The organism is Nisaea nitritireducens (genome assembly GCF_014904795.1).
Lineage (GTDB): Bacteria > Pseudomonadota > Alphaproteobacteria > Thalassobaculales > Thalassobaculaceae > Nisaea > Nisaea nitritireducens.
This window is the reverse complement of sequence record NZ_JACZFS010000025.1, coordinates 19,353-37,908: the sequence shown is the minus strand read 5'-3', so window position 1 is coordinate 37,908 and position 18,556 is coordinate 19,353. Positions and strand designations below refer to the sequence as shown.

Annotated in this window: 17 protein-coding genes; 13 read left to right on the top strand and 4 right to left on the bottom strand. The window is 60.8% G+C overall.

The features are described from left to right. The 12 genes from IG629_RS09640 to IG629_RS09585 form a co-directional block, all read left to right on the top strand. On the top strand, nucleotides 1-200 hold a 200-nt coding region (locus IG629_RS09640), incomplete at its 5' end, for a hypothetical protein (protein ID WP_449867048.1). A 63-nt stretch (nucleotides 201-263) separates the two neighbouring features. Next, nucleotides 264-956: a MotA/TolQ/ExbB proton channel family protein gene (locus IG629_RS09635; protein ID WP_028465903.1), complete on the top strand. Its 693-nt coding sequence runs from the start codon at nucleotides 264-266 to the stop codon at nucleotides 954-956. 7 nt (nucleotides 957-963) lie between these two features. Further along, entirely contained in the window at nucleotides 964-1,371 is a 408-nt protein-coding gene (locus IG629_RS09630; protein ID WP_193171745.1) for an ExbD/TolR family protein, read from the top strand. Nucleotides 1,372-1,375: 4 nt separating this feature from the next. Then, nucleotides 1,376-1,777 (top strand): ExbD/TolR family protein, encoded by a 402-nt coding sequence (locus IG629_RS09625; protein WP_193171744.1) that lies wholly within the window; start codon nucleotides 1,376-1,378, stop codon nucleotides 1,775-1,777. Next, nucleotides 1,774-2,820, top strand: a complete 1,047-nt coding sequence (locus IG629_RS09620; protein WP_193171743.1) for an energy transducer TonB — start codon at nucleotides 1,774-1,776, stop codon at nucleotides 2,818-2,820. Before IG629_RS09625 ends, IG629_RS09620 begins: the two co-directional genes overlap by 4 nt. Nucleotides 2,821-2,983: 163 nt before the next feature. Continuing rightward, a complete protein-coding gene (hemP, locus tag IG629_RS22620; RefSeq protein WP_226886583.1) occupies nucleotides 2,984-3,175 on the top strand; it encodes a hemin uptake protein HemP in 192 nt (63 codons plus the stop codon). A gap of 98 nt (nucleotides 3,176-3,273) precedes the next feature. Beyond that, nucleotides 3,274-5,289, top strand: a complete 2,016-nt coding sequence (locus tag IG629_RS09610; protein ID WP_193171742.1) for a TonB-dependent receptor domain-containing protein — start codon at nucleotides 3,274-3,276, stop codon at nucleotides 5,287-5,289. 34 nt (nucleotides 5,290-5,323) lie between these two features. After that, nucleotides 5,324-6,391, top strand: a complete 1,068-nt coding sequence (locus tag IG629_RS09605; RefSeq protein ID WP_193171741.1) for a hemin-degrading factor — start codon at nucleotides 5,324-5,326, stop codon at nucleotides 6,389-6,391. Further along, nucleotides 6,388-7,242 (top strand): heme/hemin ABC transporter substrate-binding protein, encoded by an 855-nt coding sequence (locus tag IG629_RS09600; RefSeq protein WP_193171740.1) that lies wholly within the window; start codon nucleotides 6,388-6,390, stop codon nucleotides 7,240-7,242. Before IG629_RS09605 ends, IG629_RS09600 begins: the two co-directional genes overlap by 4 nt. 7 nt (nucleotides 7,243-7,249) lie before the next feature. Next, nucleotides 7,250-8,314, top strand: a complete 1,065-nt coding sequence (locus tag IG629_RS09595; RefSeq protein WP_051284712.1) for a FecCD family ABC transporter permease — start codon at nucleotides 7,250-7,252, stop codon at nucleotides 8,312-8,314. Then, nucleotides 8,307-9,107 (top strand): heme ABC transporter ATP-binding protein, encoded by an 801-nt coding sequence (locus IG629_RS09590; RefSeq protein WP_193171739.1) that lies wholly within the window; start codon nucleotides 8,307-8,309, stop codon nucleotides 9,105-9,107. Before IG629_RS09595 ends, IG629_RS09590 begins: the two co-directional genes overlap by 8 nt. 54 nt (nucleotides 9,108-9,161) lie before the next feature. Then, on the top strand, nucleotides 9,162-9,476 hold the full coding sequence (locus IG629_RS09585; RefSeq protein WP_193171738.1) for an antibiotic biosynthesis monooxygenase family protein: 315 nt from the start codon (nucleotides 9,162-9,164) through the stop codon (nucleotides 9,474-9,476). A 190-nt stretch (nucleotides 9,477-9,666) separates the two neighbouring features. On the opposite strand, the gene IG629_RS09580 is transcribed toward IG629_RS09585, so the two are convergent. Beyond that, nucleotides 9,667-13,770: a HigA family addiction module antitoxin gene (locus tag IG629_RS09580; RefSeq protein ID WP_193171737.1), complete on the bottom strand. Its 4,104-nt coding sequence runs from the start codon at nucleotides 13,768-13,770 to the stop codon at nucleotides 9,667-9,669. A gap of 402 nt (nucleotides 13,771-14,172) precedes the next feature. Here IG629_RS09580 and IG629_RS09575 point away from each other — a divergent pair, with 402 nt between their 5' ends. After that, nucleotides 14,173-14,793 carry a glutathione S-transferase family protein gene (locus tag IG629_RS09575; RefSeq protein ID WP_193171736.1) on the top strand — a complete coding sequence of 207 codons (621 nt, stop codon included), beginning with the start codon at nucleotides 14,173-14,175 and terminating at the stop codon, nucleotides 14,791-14,793. 47 nt (nucleotides 14,794-14,840) lie between these two features. Here the strand turns inward: IG629_RS09575 and IG629_RS09570 are convergent, their stop codons facing one another. The 3 genes from IG629_RS09570 to IG629_RS09560 are packed head-to-tail and all read right to left on the bottom strand — an operon-like array spanning nucleotide 14,841 to nucleotide 18,492. Further along, complete coding sequence (locus IG629_RS09570) at nucleotides 14,841-15,155, bottom strand: DUF2218 domain-containing protein (RefSeq protein ID WP_193171735.1); 315 nt, start codon at nucleotides 15,153-15,155, stop codon at nucleotides 14,841-14,843. Between the two features lie 13 nt (nucleotides 15,156-15,168). Next, nucleotides 15,169-16,335 (bottom strand): ABC transporter substrate-binding protein, encoded by a 1,167-nt coding sequence (locus tag IG629_RS09565; protein ID WP_193171734.1) that lies wholly within the window; start codon nucleotides 16,333-16,335, stop codon nucleotides 15,169-15,171. A gap of 9 nt (nucleotides 16,336-16,344) precedes the next feature. After that, nucleotides 16,345-18,492 carry a TonB-dependent siderophore receptor gene (locus IG629_RS09560; RefSeq protein WP_193171733.1) on the bottom strand — a complete coding sequence of 716 codons (2,148 nt, stop codon included), beginning with the start codon at nucleotides 18,490-18,492 and terminating at the stop codon, nucleotides 16,345-16,347. Nucleotides 18,493-18,556: the final 64 nt, after the last annotated feature.

The following is an 18,556-nucleotide window of genomic DNA, read 5'->3' as shown; positions in this document are numbered from 1 at the left end:
TCGCCGACATGGGGCCGATCCATACCGAGCACACGCGGGTGAAACTGTTCGACCTGAAGGAAATCGACTGCGGCCATGTCGGGCGCGTGCTGATGAACGGTGTGAGGACCTGCGAGGGCGGGGCCGAGGCCGTCGCACCGGGGCTCTGCGCGGACAGTCTGCAGACGGCATCCCGGGCAGCAGTGCCCTTTACGCAATAACCGAACGCCCGGTCGATATAGGCAGGGCGGCGGCGCTCGCCCGGACAGGGCAGGAGAAAGTCAATGACGGCAGCGATCGAAGAGATCATGGGCTTTATGGATGCGGGCGGTCCGATCATGTATCTGCTCGCGATCATGTCCGTGGTGGCGACGACCGTTTTTGCCTCCAAGATGGTGCAGTTCCTGATGTTGCGCCTTTGGAACGGCCGCGAGCGGGACGAGGCCCTCGCGATGTGGCGTTCCGGCCATAACAAGGCGGCGCTCGATCTGCTTGAAGACGGCTCGCACCCGGCGGCGGCAATTGCCCGCTACGCCATGCAGCTCCGGCATAACCGGGATATTTCCGAGGCCGAGGCGCGGGAAGAGGTGGAACGGGTCGCCGGACTGTTCATGGACCGGCTGTCATCGGGGCTTCGGCTGCTTTCCGCCATTGCCATGCTGAGCCCCCTGATCGGTCTGCTCGGTACCGTGATCGGCATGATCGACGCCTTCAAGGCGCTTGAAGGCGCGGGCAGCAAGGTCGATCCCTCGATCCTTTCCGGCGGTATCTGGGTGGCGCTGCTGACCACGGCCGCGGGCCTGGTCGTCGCCATCCCGGCGACTGCGGCACATCAGCTTGTCGACGGCATTGTCGAGCGTGCGGGACGGGCCATGGAGGATGCGGCAACGCAGGTCTTCACTGCTGCTCCGGCACCGGTCCGTCGCCGGGCTGTGGCAGAGGCCATTTCGGAAGCCGCGCTTCAAGGCGCGGAGTGAGGCCATCATGCGGCTCAATGCCGGGCGCCGACGCCCCACGGCGGAGATAAGTCTCACGCCGCTGATCGACGTCGTCTTCATCCTTCTCATCTTTTTCATGCTGGCTTCCAGCTTCCTCGATTGGCGGGCCATCGGCCTGAAGACCGCCAAGCTCGGGAATGCGGCCGGTGCCGCTTCCGAAGGCTCTGTGTTGGTGAAGCTGCGCGCCGACGGGGATTATCAGGTCTCCGGCGAGCGGATGACCCTGGCGGATTTCTCCGAGCGACTGAAAACCCTCTCCGGACGCGAGCCCAAGCCCCGGATCGTGGTCGAGGCAGAGAAAGGCGTGCCGGTACAGGCCGTGGTCAAGACTGTGGATATGGCGGCCGAGCGGGGGCTGACCGACGTGACCCTGGCGAGCCGGTCGGAGCGCTGACGCGATGCGGCTTATCAAACCCAAGAAAAAATCGGCGGCTGAGAATGTTCTGCCGCTGATCAACGTCGTATTCCTGCTGCTGATTTTCTTCATGCTGGCGGGCGCGCTCGAAAAAGCGGAACTGCTGGACATCACGCCGCCGGAGACGTCGAACTCCGGCCAGCCGGACGACACCACGGCTGTTCTGCTGATTGCGGCTGACGGGCGGCTTTCCTTCCGGGATGAGATCCTTGAGCGGGAAGATGTCGTCGGGCACCTCAAGTCCTACTTCGCGGAGCATCCGGACGGGCGCTTGAAGCTGAAGGCTGACGCGCAGAGTGACGCGGCGATGGTTATCGCCCTGATCGAGGAACTTCGGGCGGTGGGCCTCAAGGAGCTCGGGTTGTTGGCCACGGGTGCGTCATGAGCGCGATCGTGGAACAGCGCGGTACGAGCCCCTCCATGTTTGCCGGATTTGCTGTCGCGCTCGCGTTACATGGCTTGGCGCTTCTGTCCTTCGTCGCGTTCGAACAGCCTGCGACGAGCAGCGCGGACACGGGCGAGGGCGGTCTTGTCGTCATGATGGGGGACGCTGGCGGGGTCACCGCGCAGACTGTGGCTGAAAACATTCAGGCAGCCGAGGCGAGCGGTGTGCCAGACGGGGAATCCGTGGAAGAGGTTATCGAGCAGACCGTTGCGGTACCCGTGCCGGAAACACCGGTGACGGAAGTGACAGAGGCGACACCTGTGCCGGTCGTTCCCGTCGAAACCGTTGTTGAACCGGTCGAGACGGCGGAAGCCGAACCTGTCGAGGCCGAACAGGTCGAAACCACCGAGGCGGTGCCTGTGCCTCAGGAAACAGTGGTTACCGAAGCTGCTGAAATCGTTCCGGTGGAAACCGTGACGGCGGCCGTTCAACCGCCTCCCTTGCCGGTAACGCGACCGGCCCCTCCGCGTCCGGTCGAGCAGGTGAAACCAGTCGAGACCGAAGTGGTCGAAGCAAAGCCGGTGGATGTTGCACCGAAACAGCCGAAGGCGACCGACGCCGTATTGGCTGACAAGGTTCAGAAAGCCCAGAAAAAGAAGGGCAGCGGAACGTTCGACATTGCCTCTTCGGCGCCGAATCGTGCCGCCGGCCCCGGTCAGACCCAGGCCTCATCCGGCGGCGGTGGTGCTGCCGGCGCACGCAAATCCTATTTTGCGTCGATCCAGAGCTGGCTTGAGCGGCACAAGAAATACCCGCGCGCGGCCCGGCTGCGGCGCTATGAGGGCACGGTTGCGTTCAGCTTCCAGATCAACCGCTCTGGCAGCATCATGAAGCGCTCCATTGTGAAGAGCTCCGGCAGGAAGATCCTGGACGAAGCGCTTCTGGATCTCCTGAAGCGGGCCGACCCTATGCCGCCGATGCCTCCTGAAATCAGCGGGGCGACCTTCGATTTCACCACCTCCATCGAATACAATCTCCGTTAAATAACTTCTGTGTCCTGCCGGCTTGTCTGGCCGTCATACGTATTTACTAATGCGAATGATTTGCATTTGTATTTGCAGAAAGCATCGTTTATGACATTCCTCATCAAATTCAGCGGGAAAGCCCGCGTTGTGTTCGTGAAATTGCCAAGGAGGAGCTGAGTTGTTGGCGGGGACACCCTCGAACGAGCCGAACGAAGCACCGTCATCCGGCGCGGACTCGGCCATTTCAAATGAAAAGAACCGGATTCTCGTCAGCGATCTGATGGGAGATGAACGGGAAGTTTTCCTGCTGTTCAACGGTTCCGAATACAGACTGCGTGTGACCAACAACAACAAGTTGATCCTCACGAAATGAACTGACCCGCCGGAGGGTTTTTCCGGCTTAGACAGAGAGTAGCCACCCAGCCCTTCGCTAGGCAGCTAACAGCAGCGACCTGACGAAGAGGCTATTGAATGCGTTTAGCTATTGCTGCGGCGGCGACCATCGCCACCGCTGTGGTGTCGTCCGCCCATGCCGGCGAGGCCACTCAACTTGACCGTATCGTAATTTCCGCGGGTAAAGAGAAAGTGGCAATCGAGACGCCGCAATCCGTGTCCGTCGTGGACCAGGAAGATCTTGAGGCGGCACAGCCGACCACAATCGGCGATGTGCTGACCGATCTGCCCGGCGTCAAGGCGATTGGATCTGAGCGTGTGCTCGGCGAAAGCTTCAACATCCGCGGTATCGGCGCGCTTGGGGCTTCGGACGAGAACCGGCTGATTGTGCGGGTCGATGGCGCCACCAAGTTCCATGAACAGTACCGGATGGGCTCTTTCTTTGCCGATCCAGAGCTCTTCAAGGCAATTGAAGTGCTGCGTGGCCCGGCATCCTCGACCCTTTACGGTGCCGGTGCGCTTGGCGGGGTTATCGATGTGACCACCAAGGACGCGGCCGATTATCTGGAAGGCGACGATAAATTCGGCTTTCGCCAGAAGTTCGAGTTTCAGAGCAACGAGTCCGGATTTCTGACATCCAGTATTGCCGCCGCGCGGCCTGTTGAAGGCCTTGATCTGCTCGGCGCCTTTAACTACCGGCGCGCAGGTGAATATGAGGATGGAGACGGCAATGCGGTTACCGGCTCCGATTTCGAGGCACCCTCCGGTCTGCTCAAAGGAACTTACCAGTTCGGCCCGGATATGGAGCACAAGCTCCGTGCGTCCTACCAGCACTGGATGACTGAGGACAAGAACGACGATTACGCGCAGACCAATACATCAGTCCAGTTCGGCAATATCGACCGTGACGTTACCGACCAGACAGGTGTGCTGAGTTATAATTACCAGCCGGGCAGCAATCCGTTGATCGATCTGGAACTCTTCGGTTCCTACTCGAATACCGAAGTCGATCAGTATAATTCCACACTCAAAGACATCAGCGCCTCCGCGCTTTTCCAGGACACGTTCTACGCCTATGAGACCTGGCAGGCGCGGGCCGAGAACACAGCGGCATTCACCAGTGACAATTATGAGAACTACCTCATCACCGGTGTCAGCTACGCGTTCCAGACCCGGACAGCGGATCAGCCGACTTCCAGCACGAACCCGTCCGGCAGCATATCGTTCCACCCGGGTGGCGAAAGCGCGCAATACGGCGCCTATGTCCAGAACGAACTCGTCCTCTGGGACAAGCTGACCATTATTCCGGGCGTCCGCGTCGACTACACCGAGCTCACTCCGGCGGGTAATCTGAGCGTGAGCGAGAGTGTCGAGAATACGGCTTTCTCGCCGAAACTCGCCGCTCACTATCAGCTGACGCCGAACTGGGGTGTATTCGGTTCCGCAGCTTATACAGAGCGTATGCCGGTCCTCGACGAGGTCTTTGACACGACAAGCGGCAATCTCAATCTTGATCCGGAAAAGTCCTTCAACGTCGAGGGTGGTGTCGCCGCATCCTTCCGCGATCTCGCTCTTGAGAACGACGCCTTCACCGCAAAGGCCACGCTCTTCCATAACGACATCAAGGACCTGATCGAGCGCGAGAATACCCGCTCCACCTACTACAATGTAGGCGAGGCGGAAATTGTCGGTGTCGAGTTCGAGGCATCCTATCAGTCCACCTATTTCTTCACCCGTGCCGCCTATACCGCGATCCGGGGCGAGAACAAGGAGGAGGATACAGACCTCAACTCCATCCCGGCGGACGAACTCGTCCTGACTGTTGGTGGACGGATGCCGGAATACAACGTCGATTTCGGCTGGCGCGGTGTCATGGCGGCAGGCCAGGACAAGGTTTCCGGCACCACGCTGCCGACCTCCGGCTACACGGTGCACAACCTCTTTGCCAGCTGGAAGCCGGATGAAGGCGTTCTGCAGGATTCCGAGTTCCGCTTCGGCATCGAGAACATTCTCGACAAAACCTATCGCGAGCATCTGTCCGGCGACAACGGCATGGGCCGTACGTTCCGGATCACGCTGGCCCATCAGTTCTGAGGACTGAGCCCAGCGACTAAAACGGGAGACGACAATGACGACCAGATCGGCGGAAGAATTGCTGATTGAACTCAATCGCATGAAGGAAGAGCAGGGATTTATCCGTGCGCGGGCAGCGGCCGAGGAACTCGGTGTTCCCGAGGCAGCCCTTCTGGAGGCGAGAGAGCGCGATGGCAGTGTCCGCCGATTGTCTGTCTCCGGCATGGACGTCGTCGGCCTTATCGAGCGTATGCCCGAGGTCGGCGACGTCATGGTCCTCACACGCAACGATCATTGCGTGCACGAGAAGACCGGAACTTTCGAGAACATGCGGTTCAACACCCATATGGGCTCGGCTTTCGGCAAGGAAATCGATCTCCGGATGTTCCTCGCGCAGTGGAAGACGGGCTTCTACGTCACCGATGAGTCTCCGAAACTCACACGCCACTCATTGCAATTCTTCGACAAGACAGGTGCCGCCGCCTTCAAGATCTATGCGGTCGGCGGGACCGATATGGACAGGTTCGTCGCACTGACGCGCGATTTCACCAACCTGACGCCGGAGCCGCTGCTGTTCGAGGCACCCGACGCGCCCAAGGCGGAACGTCCCGACGATCAGATCGACGCCGAGGATCTTCGGTCGCGCTGGAGCCGGCTCGGCAACGGGCACCAGTTCACCCGCATGCTGGCCGAGCTCGGTATTGGCCGCCAGCAGGCCTTGCGGCTGGCGGGGAGCGATTTCGCCAATCCGGTTCCGGTCAGCGCCGTCGAGAACATGCTGCACAGCGTCGCCGAGAGCGGGTTGCCGATCATGTGCTTCGTGCGCGGCCCCGGATGCATCCAGGTTCATTCCGGCCCGGTCCAGCGCATCAAGCGCGCCGCCGGCTGGCTGAACATCCTCGATCCGCGCTTCAATCTGCATCTGAAGGACGAGGCGATCGACGCCTGCTACGCGGTCTGCAAGACCTCGACCGAAAAGGGCCTGAACATCACCTCGCTCGACTGTTTCGCGGCCGACGGCACGGTGATATGTCAGTTCTTCCCGGTCCGGGAGGAAGGTGCGGAGGAGCCGGAGGCCTGGCTGTCGCTGATCAACGGGTATGTCGAAGGAGTGGCGGCATGAGATCTTTCGCGGCGTCACTGCTGACGGTTCTCTTGCTCGCATCCGGCGCTGCCGGCGCGGCGGAACCACAGCGCATCATCTCCGCCGGAGGCGACATCACCGAGATCATCTATCAGCTTGGCGCTGGCGACCGGGTGATCGCGGTGGACAGCACCTCGACCTTCCCGGCCGAGGCGGCGGGCAAGGAGCAGATCGGCTATATTCGCCGGCTGGCGGCCGAAGGCATCCTGTCGTTGCAGCCCGATCTGCTGATCGCCGCGCATGATGCGGGACCGCCGCCCGCCGTGGAGCAGCTGAAATCCGCCGGACTGCGAGTTGAGCTGGCCCCGAAAGGGGACTCGCTGGCCGGAGTTCAGCAAAAGATCCGGTTTGTCGGGGATGTGCTGGCCATGCCGGAAGCCGCGGGCACGCTTGCGGAGCAGCTCGAGACGGACATGCAGGGCGCGTCCGAAGTCGCCAGGGCCGTTCCGGAGAACACCCGGGTCATCTTCGTGCTGAATACCCGGGACGGGGCGCCGCTGGTGGCCGGAGCCGGTACTGCGGCTGATGCGATCATCGGTCTGTCGGGCGGTGTGAATGCGGTCACGGGCTTCGAGGGCTACAAGCCGATGTCCCAGGAAGCGATTATCTCCGCCGCGCCCGATGTGCTGCTGATGATGTCCCAGACGCTGGATCGGATAGGCGGCATCGACGCCTTGCTGGCGCGTCCCGAATTCTCTCTCACACCGGCGGGCAAGAACCGGCGCTTTGTCGCCATGGACGGTATCCTGATGCTCACCTTCGGCCCGCGTCTGCCGGAAGCCGTGCGGGAGCTGGCAACGGCCCTGACCAAGACAGAGCAGAGCGACTGATCCGGAGATGGCGGTCACAACGACTTTGCCGCGGCGGGTTGCCGGCGTTTTCGGACGCCGGCCGCTGTTCGGCGCTCTCGGAGCGCTGGTCGTTCTGGTGGCTTTCGCCGAAGTGGCTCTGGGGCCGGTCCGGCTTGGGCCTGTGGATCTGTTCTCCGTCCTGATCGGAAATGGCGAGCCGGGGCCGACGGCGATCCTGTTGCAGATCCGGCTGCCCCGCATGGTGCTCGGCCTTGCCGTCGGCATGGGGCTGGCGCTGTCCGGTTGCGCGCTGCAGGGCGTGCTGCGCAATCCGCTGGCCGATCCGGGGCTGATCGGCGTCACGGCGGGGGCAGCGGTCGGCGCCGTCACCGTCATCGTCCTCGGCAATTTCTTCATCGGCGAGCTGCCCGCCTTCGTGCGGCCCTATGCCCTGCCGCTCGGCGCCTTTGTCGGCAGTATTCTCGTCACCGGCTTTGTCTTCACCTTCGCCAGCCGGAGCGGCGGCACGAACGTCGCCATGCTGATCCTGGCCGGGGTGGCGGTGAACGCCATTGCCGGCGCCCTGATCGGCGCCATGGTCTATATCAGCGACGACCAGCAGCTCCGGGACTTGACCTTCTGGTCGATGGGCTCCATCGCGTCGGGCAACTGGATGTCGGTTGCCGTCACCTCGGTGGTGGCGGTGGCCTCCGGGCTGTTCCTGCTCCGCATGGGGCGGACCCTCGACCTGTTCCAGCTTGGTGAGCGGGCGGCCTTTCATGCCGGGGTCGATATCGAGCGGCAAAAGCGCCGCATCGCGCTGCTGACCGCTCTCTCCGTCGGCGCTGTCACGGCGGCGGCGGGGCCGATCGGTTTTATCGGGCTGGTGGCGCCGCACATGGCCCGGCTGATCGTCGGCCCGGCGCACCGGCATGTGCTGCCGGCAGCCGCCCTGATCGGCGGCGCTCTCATTCTCGGTGCCGATCTCGGGGTCCGGCTCGCGGTCCCGCCGAGCGAGCCGCCCATCGGGCTCGCCACCAGCATGATCGGCGGGCCGTTCTTCCTCTGGCTGCTGATGCGCCGGATGAACAGGGGAGGCGGCAATGCTTGAAGCCCAGGGGATCACCGTCAGCTTCGGCAAGACGACCGTGCTGCGGGACGTGAGCCTGCGGGTGCGGCCGGGCGAGCTGGTCGCCCTGTGCGGCCCGAACGGGGCCGGCAAATCGACGCTGCTCGCCGCCATGGCAGGCGACTTTCAGCCCGAACGCGGGCAGGTCTTCATTGAGGGCGCGATCATCACGGGGCTGCCGCCGGCGGAGCTGGCCCGCCGCCGGGCGGTGCTGGAGCAATCGCCGTCGCTCTCCGCCGGGTTCAGCGTTGGCGAGCTGCTGGCGCTTTCCATCCCGCGCGACGTGCCGCCGGAGCAGGCCGACGCGCTGATCGCCAGGAAACTGCATTCCGTTGGCCTCGCCGACCGGATCGGCGACAATTGCCAGATCCTCTCCGGCGGCCAGCGCCACCGGGCCCATCTGGCCCGGGTGCTCGTACAGCTCGCCGCTTCCGACACTCCGGACACGGGCTATCTGATGCTGGACGAGCCGACATCGAGCCTCGATATCGCGCACCAGATCACCACCATGCGCATCGCCCGCAGGGCGGCCCGCGAGGGGGCGGGGGTGCTGGTGGTGCTGCACGACCTCAACCTCGCCGCCGCCTTCGCCGACCGGGTGGCGCTGATGCATGACGGACGCATGGTCGCGGACGGGCCGGGCGCGAAGATCTTCACAGCCGACCGTCTGAGTGCCATCTATGAGACGGAAATCGCCGTTGAACGGGAGGACGGCCAGGCGCCGCGCATCCTCCCCGTCTATGGCCCGGACGCGCATGCCGGGCCGGAGCTTTAGAAGCACCGGAAGCTTAGAAACCCGATACGTTTAAAAAAAACCAGGAGAGACAGAATGTATATCGCCATGAACCGCTTCAAGGTCACCAAGGGCTCCGAAGAGGATTTCGAGACCGTCTGGAAAACCCGTGATTCCCAGCTCGACCAGGTGCCGGGCTTCGTCGAGTTCCGCCTGCTCAAGGGCCCCGAGGCCGAAGACCACACGCTGTACGCCTCGCACACGCTCTGGAAGGACCACGACGCCTTCGTCGCCTGGACCAAGTCCGATCATTTCCGCAAGGCCCACGCCAACGCCGGCAACGCCGACCGGAAACCGCTCTATCAGGGCCACCCGCAGTTCGAGGGGTTTGAGACGGTTCAGAAGCTCTGATCTGGATGTGAGAAGCATGGAGCGCCGGTTCTGTACGGGGGCGGCGCTCCAAGTTAGATCTTGGGGCAAGATCCAACAGTTGTTTTCTGTTTTTCCCTTTCTGTTTATCCGACGTAACGGTCGACAAAGGCCGTGAGCCACACTCTTTAACGACAAGACAAGGTACACTGAGACATATGATTTCTGCTCGTTAATGCCTCAAACGTCGCCGTATCCCTGATTCCGTGTCCTGCTGTTCAGCCTCGTGCTCATATGTTCGCACCATCGACATAAGCAGAGAGGAGGAGACGAATGGGTGTGTGAACTGAAGCGCGTCTGCCCACTTGCGATACTTGTCGGCGAGTTCGCGCTCTTGTGCCCCGCCTTCGCCGCGCCAGTGAACGCCGCGCGCATTGTAGAGCCCAGTGTGAGCACCGTTTGAAATCTCTTCCGACTGAAGGTCTTCCATCACGTCACGAACAGCTTCGTTGGGCCACACCCCATCTTTGCCAACTGGTGCGGATGAGAAGAGTTTACCCAGGCACACGTCAGCAATGTCAGCGCGATCGAGTTCCGCGCAGGCCTTGCGGACATTGGAGACCCATTCGGATAGTTTTTTACGCTGGTCCTCTTCTGTTGCTCTATCCTGACCAGGGATACGTTCAAGAACCTCAATTAAATGGCGCCCCCTAGTCGCAAGGCTCTCGCGGCCTTTCGCGATGCTATACTCAGGTGGGTCTTCACCGCGATCATTTCGCTTGTAGGCCCAGGCCACTGCTTGCACGAACATATCGGGGTGATCTTCTAAATACCGTCTGAGGTTTGGGATCTGATAGTCGTCACCACGTCGCGAACCGCGGGTAAGTACGTCCAGATAAGCAAACTCGAGCCCGGCTTTATCTTCGAGAGAAACGTCTGGGTTTATGTCGAGCAGTTGGAACGCTCGCTGGATGTAATAGCCGTCTAGCTGATATTCCCCGTCCTTGTCGTTTCCGTCTCGCACGATGCTTGAGAGCATTTGTAAAAGAAGCGGCGGACGAATTTCGTCCAGCTTAAAGTGCAGGGCTGCAAAGGCAGCGCGTGGCCTCTTCGCGTCGAGTAGACGGCGCACACTCTCGTTGTTCTCATCGATTGCATTGGATGCATACTGAGGCATGACATCACGCCAGTAGATGGCACGTGCTTCTTCTGAGAGCTGTTCGACGAGTTCCCACGTGGCAAGGCGATAAGGGGAAAGAAGCAGTAGGCGGAGCGCTTCTTCTTCCGTTAGCTCTACACGCAGTTTCTCATAGAGAGCCTTGCGACGATCAGCATCCATCCACCACATAGCGCCTGCCGCAATGCCGTCTCTACCTGTTTCATCGGCAGGTGCGCGCAAGCAATTGAGAACGAGGCTCGAAAGCTGATCTTCTGGAAGAATGCCGCTAGCCAAATACGCACCGATCTGGCGCTGTGAATTACCCTTGGTAGCGAGGTCAAATATGCCTTCGAGGCCTCGGAGCTCGACGATCTTCGTTAGCGCTTGGGTGCGAAGCTTCTCGATCCGTTTTTCGCGCGCCTGAAAGTCGGTTTCGACTTCGAAAAGTTCATCAGCGGATTCCTCGACCCAACTCTGTCGGAAAAGCCATTCGTACTGATTGACGACATCTGTCGGAAGCATCGCATCGTAAATAGCTCTGGCGGTTGTCGAGAGGCTCGCCGCCCCTTTCGCAACAGCTTTTTTACGACCACGTCGGGAGAGTACTGTCACGCGAACTTTTTCGCGGACTTTGGCGATGTCTTCGTCGTTGGCACCGCCTTTGTACCATTCGTCAATTATCTCCCAGACCCGCTCCTGAAATTCGGGTCCAAGCGCGTGTAGCTTGCCAATGAGATCGCAAAGCATATCCACCGTGTAGGACGGCCTGCTTAGTGCTATCTTGGCCATTTCCAATTCGAAAGCGTAGATGGGCTCCGTGGTCTTGAAGGGTTCGCCAAAGCCGTAACCATCAGACCGCCAACTCGGCTTGTGGCTGTAGTCGCCGACGCGGTTGCCGTCGTCGCCAAACTGCTCAAGGCAAATCTTCCAGCCGATAGACGGATGTTTGTCCAACAATATGTGAATGCCCTTGAGCCGCATCTCATGGTCTGCGGCAGTCTGCGGCATCCATGTGCGGAAAATCGAGCCGAGTGAACGGATAGGCTTGTTCGCGAAATTGTCGTTAATTTCAACTTCGGAAAGTTGGCCTAGAATTTTCACAACGCGAGGGAAGGTTATGGGGTTCCAAGCTAACCCCTCCAACGCCCAGAGTAGACCGGTGCGTGGGCAAGACGAGCCGAAAAGGCCAGCGTTGGCAGGGCGAAGGAGGTCCAGAGCCTCAGGCCGCGCTGAGCGAAGGTCGCGCTCGATAATATTGAGGAATGCGTTCGGCGCAGCCTCTGCATACAGAGGAAGGTCGCGATCATTTGCTTCTAATTTGCGAGTCGAGAGCGGCACTAAAAGGTCTTGCACCAGATTTGCGACTGCCGGCTCTCCATCGAAGCCGAGGCGCTTACCGAATAGGTTCTTGCCGTGCACCGCAAGTAGGACAATCGTCTCTGAGATGCCTTCGCGAACTGCACCTGAGAATTCTCGCTTTTTACCGTGAATGGATGCTGCCCAGCGATCCTTTTCCGGAAGGTCAAGCACAGGGTCGTCTTCGCCAAGCACCATGCGAGCGATTTCCAGAAAACGGTCGAGGTCGTCTTTGGTAAATGCTCCTGCGATGGCGAAGAGCGAGTCAATCTTTGAGATGACTCCACGATAGCCGCCGATTGACCACACAGGCGAATCGTTCAACTTCGCAAGCTCCTGAGTACGTTTTTCTAGCGTCTTAAAAGGGACGTCGCCAGCGAGCAGAGAAAGCGCCGTCTGGTCGGCCTCGTTATGGGCATCCCAAGCGCCGAGCAACACCAGTGGAATTAGGCTCGAAGATATTCCGTGGTCCTCGGCCCAAACGGGGGTGCGGATAGCAGGAATCGTTGATAGTTGACGGCGCAGAACTGTTAGTGAACGGCCTGACTTATTGCCAAGCGAAGTCAAGTCATCGCGCTCTTTGCCCATTGCTTCGAGGGCATTGTTGAAGGCCTCGTAGCCAAGCGGTTCCAACTCAATGTCGGGCTCGGAGATAGTGGCGTTTCGGGGATAAACAACAATGGTGCTGAGCGCAGAAAAATATGGCCCAAACTCACGTTCTACTTCTCGAGTATGTGCAACAGCTATGAATTCGGTGCTGCCTTGTGCGAGCTTGGGCAGCACGCCCGGTTTATCGAAGACGAGTACACGGTCTTTGTGCCGTTCAAGTTCTGGCCCCGTCAATGCCTGGGCGAGGAAGGCAAGGGCCTCTTCAACTGAGTCGGCGGTGATCACAAGGGGGGCAGAACGTTCTTTCACCACGAATTCTTTAACTTTGGCATTCCAAGCCTGAACGGCGGTGCTAAATAGTGTGGGGTGAAGCGCCGGATCCGTCACGTTTGCCCAATCGGTCCAGCAGCGTTCGAGCGTCCTTACACCGCTAGATGGGCGTTCCGTCTGATTTGCAAACCATGTTTGCGCCGCGAGTGATTGCTCTATCCACTGTTCAAGGTCGCTGGCGTCGTAGGCGCGAACATCTTTCCAGAGTTTCTTGGCCTTCATAGCGGTGATCCAAGCAGCCTTTCCATGCCAGCGCCGAGGAGTGACAAAGACGAAGGTGATATTGTCCCGATCCGCCTTCTTGATTGCTTTCACACTCTTTGCGAAATCGCCGTCCGCCTTGCCCTTGATCGCTTCCGTGACGCCGAACTCCCATCCGGAGGCGCCGGAAGGAATCCATGGCGTGCCGGAATTGGCTTCGATGAAGCCGTCCCAACCCGCGCGTTCTGCATCGTCATTACCGGGAAAATCCACCTTCTGGAGATCGTGGCCCGTCGAGTGAACAAGCGTTCGCAGCAATACAGAAAGTTTAGTGCGCGCTGGGATCGTCTTCGTGAACCAACTCTCGAGATCGTTGGCCTGCACGTTCAAAAATGGAGCTACGTACGTGCGTGCCAACTGGGCAGTTCCCGCCGCTTTTCCTGCTTCCGCATCGTACGCGGTTTGCAGGTCAAGTATGGTTTTAGAGGAAACGCCGAAGGCACGTTCGAGGCGTGCCGCCATATCATGTGTCGCCGATACTTTCCCGTTGAGGAAATTCGATACGCCAGGGCGGCTGACGCCGATCAGCTTTGCCGCCCCGGTAACTGTGAGCTTGCGGGGAGTGAGGACATATTCGCGGACATAAATGCCCGGATGGATGGGGGGGGATTTCTTGTTCATATGTTAAGTATAGTGATTTGTAAGGTGTAACGCAACGCATTACAGATTTATGCTTCGCCCGTTGTTGGGCGTCGGTATTCCCTTGTCAGGAATGAGTGCTCTCTATGGGTTCTTCGGTCCCAGATTCAGGCAGACAGCAACCGGTCCGATTTAAGTCATTTATCCTAGTCGCCGTGAGCGACTGTTTTACATGCGCGCTTTATCCGCCAGACTTGATCACGTAAACTCCCCGCCCGCTTCACCCGTACTCAAATTCGACGACATCACCGTCACCGCGCCGGTTCGGCCTCGATGATCCGAGAGACGGTTAGGCCGCGCGCCCCCGCTCATTTCCCCCTCCCACACAGGGCGGTCTGCGCTAGGGTGGCTCCTAATCAATAAAACCGGGAGGAGGCCACCACCATGAAGCTCTATTACACCCCGAATTCGCCCTATGCCCGGATCTGCCGGATTACCGCGATCGAGAGCGGGTTGGGCGATGCGCTGGAGCTCGATTGGGTGGGGCTGCGGACGCAGGACAGCCCGGTCATTCCGGTCTCTCCGCTGGGGCGCATTCCGCTGCTGGTGGATGGCGATCTCGCGCTCTCGGAGGCGCGGCATATCTGCGCCTATCTGGACGAGAAATCCGGCAAGCGGACCGTTGCGCCCTATGGCGACTGGCAGGCCGTCGCGGCGGAGGCGCAGTCGCTTGCCCTTCTCGATGTGGTCACGGTCTGGTCACGCGAGATGAGGCGCGCCGAGGGGGAGCGTTCCGGGTTCATGCAGGAGGTGGCCGATATTCAGGTCAGGCGCGGTCTGGACCATCTGAATGCTACAGTAAAAGCCCCCGCAGGCGCCCCGCCGATCAGTTTCGATGCGCTCTGCGTCGTGGCGGCGCTCGGCATGATGCAGTTCTACGCGCTGGTGCCGGATTGGCGGGAGAGTTATCCGGCACTTGCCGCCTGGTCGGATGCCTACGACACCATCGCGTCGGTCGCCGACAGTGCCCCAAGTCAGGATGCGCTCCGTCCCCTCACGCGCTGATCCGGCCCGCTGACTTGGCCCGCTGACCTGGGGCTGGTCTCTGGCGGTCAGGCTCCGGCGGGGGTGCCGTCCTGCCAGTCGACCTTCAGCTCTTCCTTCCAGCCGAACCGGACGATGTGGTCTTCCAGCACATATTTTACCTTGCCGAGCCCATCCTCGTCGGGGGCGTTGCAGGCAAGCAGAAGCGCGCCGTCCCTTGCCGTCATGTCGCAGGTGCCGATACCGAAATCGGCATGTCCTTTTGTGTCTTCGCCCTCTGTTTCCTCCCAGGTGGCCGGGATCTTGTGGGCGAAATGCTTGCAGAGCTGGACCAGGTAACGGCCGGCTTTTTCCGAGCGGACGGTGGCGTGGGCGGAATGCATCATTCTCTCCAGATTACTGATTTTGTTCAGGGTTGTTCTCTGTCATGGGTGGCGTGCCGATGGCGTATATACCGTCCAACTTCGCCGGTAGCAGGCGGCTCATCAGCGCGGCCCTGGTCTTTTCCGGATCGAGGTCCGCGAACAGCTCCGGGTGCAGCCAGGTCGCGAATTTCTGCAGGGCGTAGACGTTCATCGGCGAATTGCTGAAATGGTGCCAGATGCCAAAGGCTTTCCCGGTATCGACGGCGCCAAGCGAGCCGATGTCCGGGCGCAAGGTCGCGCTGATCAGCGAGCGCCGGGCCAGCACCTCGTCGACCCCGGCCCCGAGCACGATCGGCCCGCCCGGCTTCCAGCCCCGGCTGCGGGAGCCGACGGCGGTGCCGATATAGATGCCGGGATTGCTGGCGATGACGAATTCCGGCTTCAGCAGACCGGCGGTGTCCGGCAGGACCGATTTCGCGATGTTCCGGCCGCCCGCCGCCTCGACCAGGGAGGCGAGCATGCCGCTCTTGATGGTGAAGCAGCACTCGGCGCTGAGACCGGCCCTGATATCCAGGAACACGGTCGGACGCGGGCCTGAATACATCACCATCCGGCTGGTGACCTTTCTGACCTCGCTCTCGTAGAACGCCGCGAAAGCATCCGCTTTCGCCTTCAGGCCGATAACCTGCCCGAGAACGCGCATGCTGCGCGGGGTGTTCACGATCGGGTTGTCGCGGAAATCGATGAAGACGATGGGCACTCCGGCCGCTGTCAGCATCTCGATGGCCTGCTCGGACCGGGGTGTCAGATCGTGCCCGCCGTGGCCGAAAATCGCGACGTCGGGTCTCGTGGCGAGGGCGCTTTCCAGAGTGCCGTTTTTTGCGCTTGTGCCGCCGTAGACCGGGACGTCCGCCAAGGCGGGATACGCCGCGAGGAAGCTGGCAAACCCGTCCGGATCGAGGCTTTCGAAGTCCGTCAGCATGCCGGCAACGCGGGAGACCGGATCTCTGGTCAACAGGGCGAGGGCCAGGAGAAAGCGGCCGTCCCCGAGCAGGACTTTCCGTGCCGGGTGCTCAAGCGAGACGGTGCGTCCCTTGAGATCGACGATCTGTACGGCATACGCGGAGACGGCTCCCCCGATCAGGAGAGCCGCCGCGATAACAAATGTTCCCAGAAGGGTGGGTAATCGTCCCGGCATTCAGCGCCCTTAAAACTTGCCTGTAAGCCTGAGCGTCGCGGTCAGCGGATCGCCGTAAAAGACGCCGCGTGCCGTCGTGTTCACACGCTCAACATATTCATGATCTAGCAGGTTTTTGACGAACAGGCCGACTTCAAAGTTCTCGTTGATCGGGTACCCGGCCGACGCATTCACGACCGCATAGCTTGGCGCGTCGATTTTCACGCCGTTGCTCACGGCTTCGAACTCACCGACCGCCTGCACGCCGGCGCCGATATAGAGATTCTCCAGCGCGCCGTCGAGGAAGGTGTAGCGGCCCCAGACCACGCCGCTATGCGCCGGTGTCGGGTCGGTTTCGAGATCCGTGTCGACATAGCTGTAGCCGGCGCTGAGTTCGAGGCCCGGATAGGGGCTGCCGGAGACGGACAGCTCGAAGCCGTGGGTGTCTTCTTCCTGGGAGGCGATGAAGGAGCCGGTGTTATCCGGATCGCTGATCGCCCTGTTCTCGTCCTGCAGCCAGTAGACGGAAGCCTGACCGTTCAGGAAGCCGTCGAACAGCGAGACCTTGGTGCCGATCTCGATCTGGCGTCCGCGCACCGGCTCGACCTGGGAGCCGTCGGCCTTCTGCTCGCTCTGGGGCTGGAAGATCTCCGAATAGCTCGTATAGACCGTTGCCTCCGGCACGATGTCGTAGCTCAGGCCGACCATCGGCACGAACTCGTTCTCGGAGATGCTGGTCGTGGTCGACCGGCCGGTATCCAGCGTATCGCTGTCATAGCTCGTATAGCGGCCGCCAAGGGTCAGGTTGAGGCCGTCATAGACCTGCAGGCGAGTGTAGCCGTAGCCGCCATATTCGTTGTTCTCGGTCTCCGTGTTCAGCCGGAAGCCGGGGCCGACGCCCGGATAGGTAATGCTGGGCTCGACCAGGCTGTAGGGATCGAACGTGTTGATATTCTGCGTGCCCAGGGAGAAGTCGAAATTCTGCTTCATGTCCTGCTCGGAGCGCCGGTAGTCCGTGCCGACAGAGAACTCGCTGCGCCGTCCGAAGAAAGTGAAGGGTGCCGAGTAGTTCGCGTCCACATAGGACGACACCTCGTCGAACCGGCGGGCGAACACAAACATGGTGAAATCGCCGGTGGCCGGGTCGACCGCGGTCGAGGCCAGGGCGTTCTTGATGTTGGTGTCCCGGTTGTAGACCCGGCTCGTCACCTTGAAGACGCCGCCGTTATCGAAGGCATATTCGCCTTCGGCAAAGCCCTCGGCGGTGTTGATCTCGCGCTGCGCCCAGGGCGCGCCGAAGAATGTCTCGACCGGAACGTTGAGGAAGGAGCCGTCCGAATAGGTCGGCTGGCCGCTCATCGAAACCGTGTCCTCGCTCTCGTGAATGCCGCCGAAGGAGAGGGTCAGTTTGTCCGTCAGGTCATATTCGAGGGTCCCGTAACCGCCGCCCTTTTCCTGCTCGGCAATGTCGAGATAGGAGCCTTTGGTGTAGCCATAGCCGATGATTCGGCCGCGCAGCTGCTTGTCGTCCCCGGCGGCGGCCTGCAGGTCTGTTTCTGCCCGGAAATGCTCCTCGCTGCCGGCGATTCCCGTCACCCGGCCGGCATTTTCCCCGGTCGGGCGCTTGCGCACCAGATTGACGGTTCCGACCGGCTCTCCCGACCCCTGGAACACGCCGGACGGCCCGGACAGGACCTCGACACGGTCGAAGAAAACAAGATCCGGCGCAGTGCCGTAAAGGCTGAGAAATGGCCGCGGCGCGCCGTCGACATTATAGGTGAAGACCTCGTGACCCCGGGAATAGAGCGAGCCGTCGAACCCGTTGCCGGTCGCCGTGGTGACGTTCGGCAGCAGGTAACCCGCTTCTTCCAGCGTGCTCACGTTCTGGTCGTCCAGCCGCTGGCGGGTCAGGACATTGACGGTCTGCGGGATTTCCCGGATATCCGTCGGCTGCTTGTAGCCGACCGTTGACCTGTTGGTGGCGTAGGAGCCCGTGTCTTCCGTGACGACGCCCGGGGCGCCTTCGACCACGATGCTGTCGAGCGTCACGGGCTTGCTGCCGGCCTGCTGGGCATGGGCACCGCCTGAGAGCGCAACGACGCTCACCATGGCAGAGCCGAGCAAAAGCGCACGTAGGACGCGCTGATTGCTATCTTCGCTTTTTCGAGCGTAAACCATGGTTTGAACTATCCCCCAAAGCTCTTGTAAATCATGATCTTTCGGTATCTGAAATTGACAATCA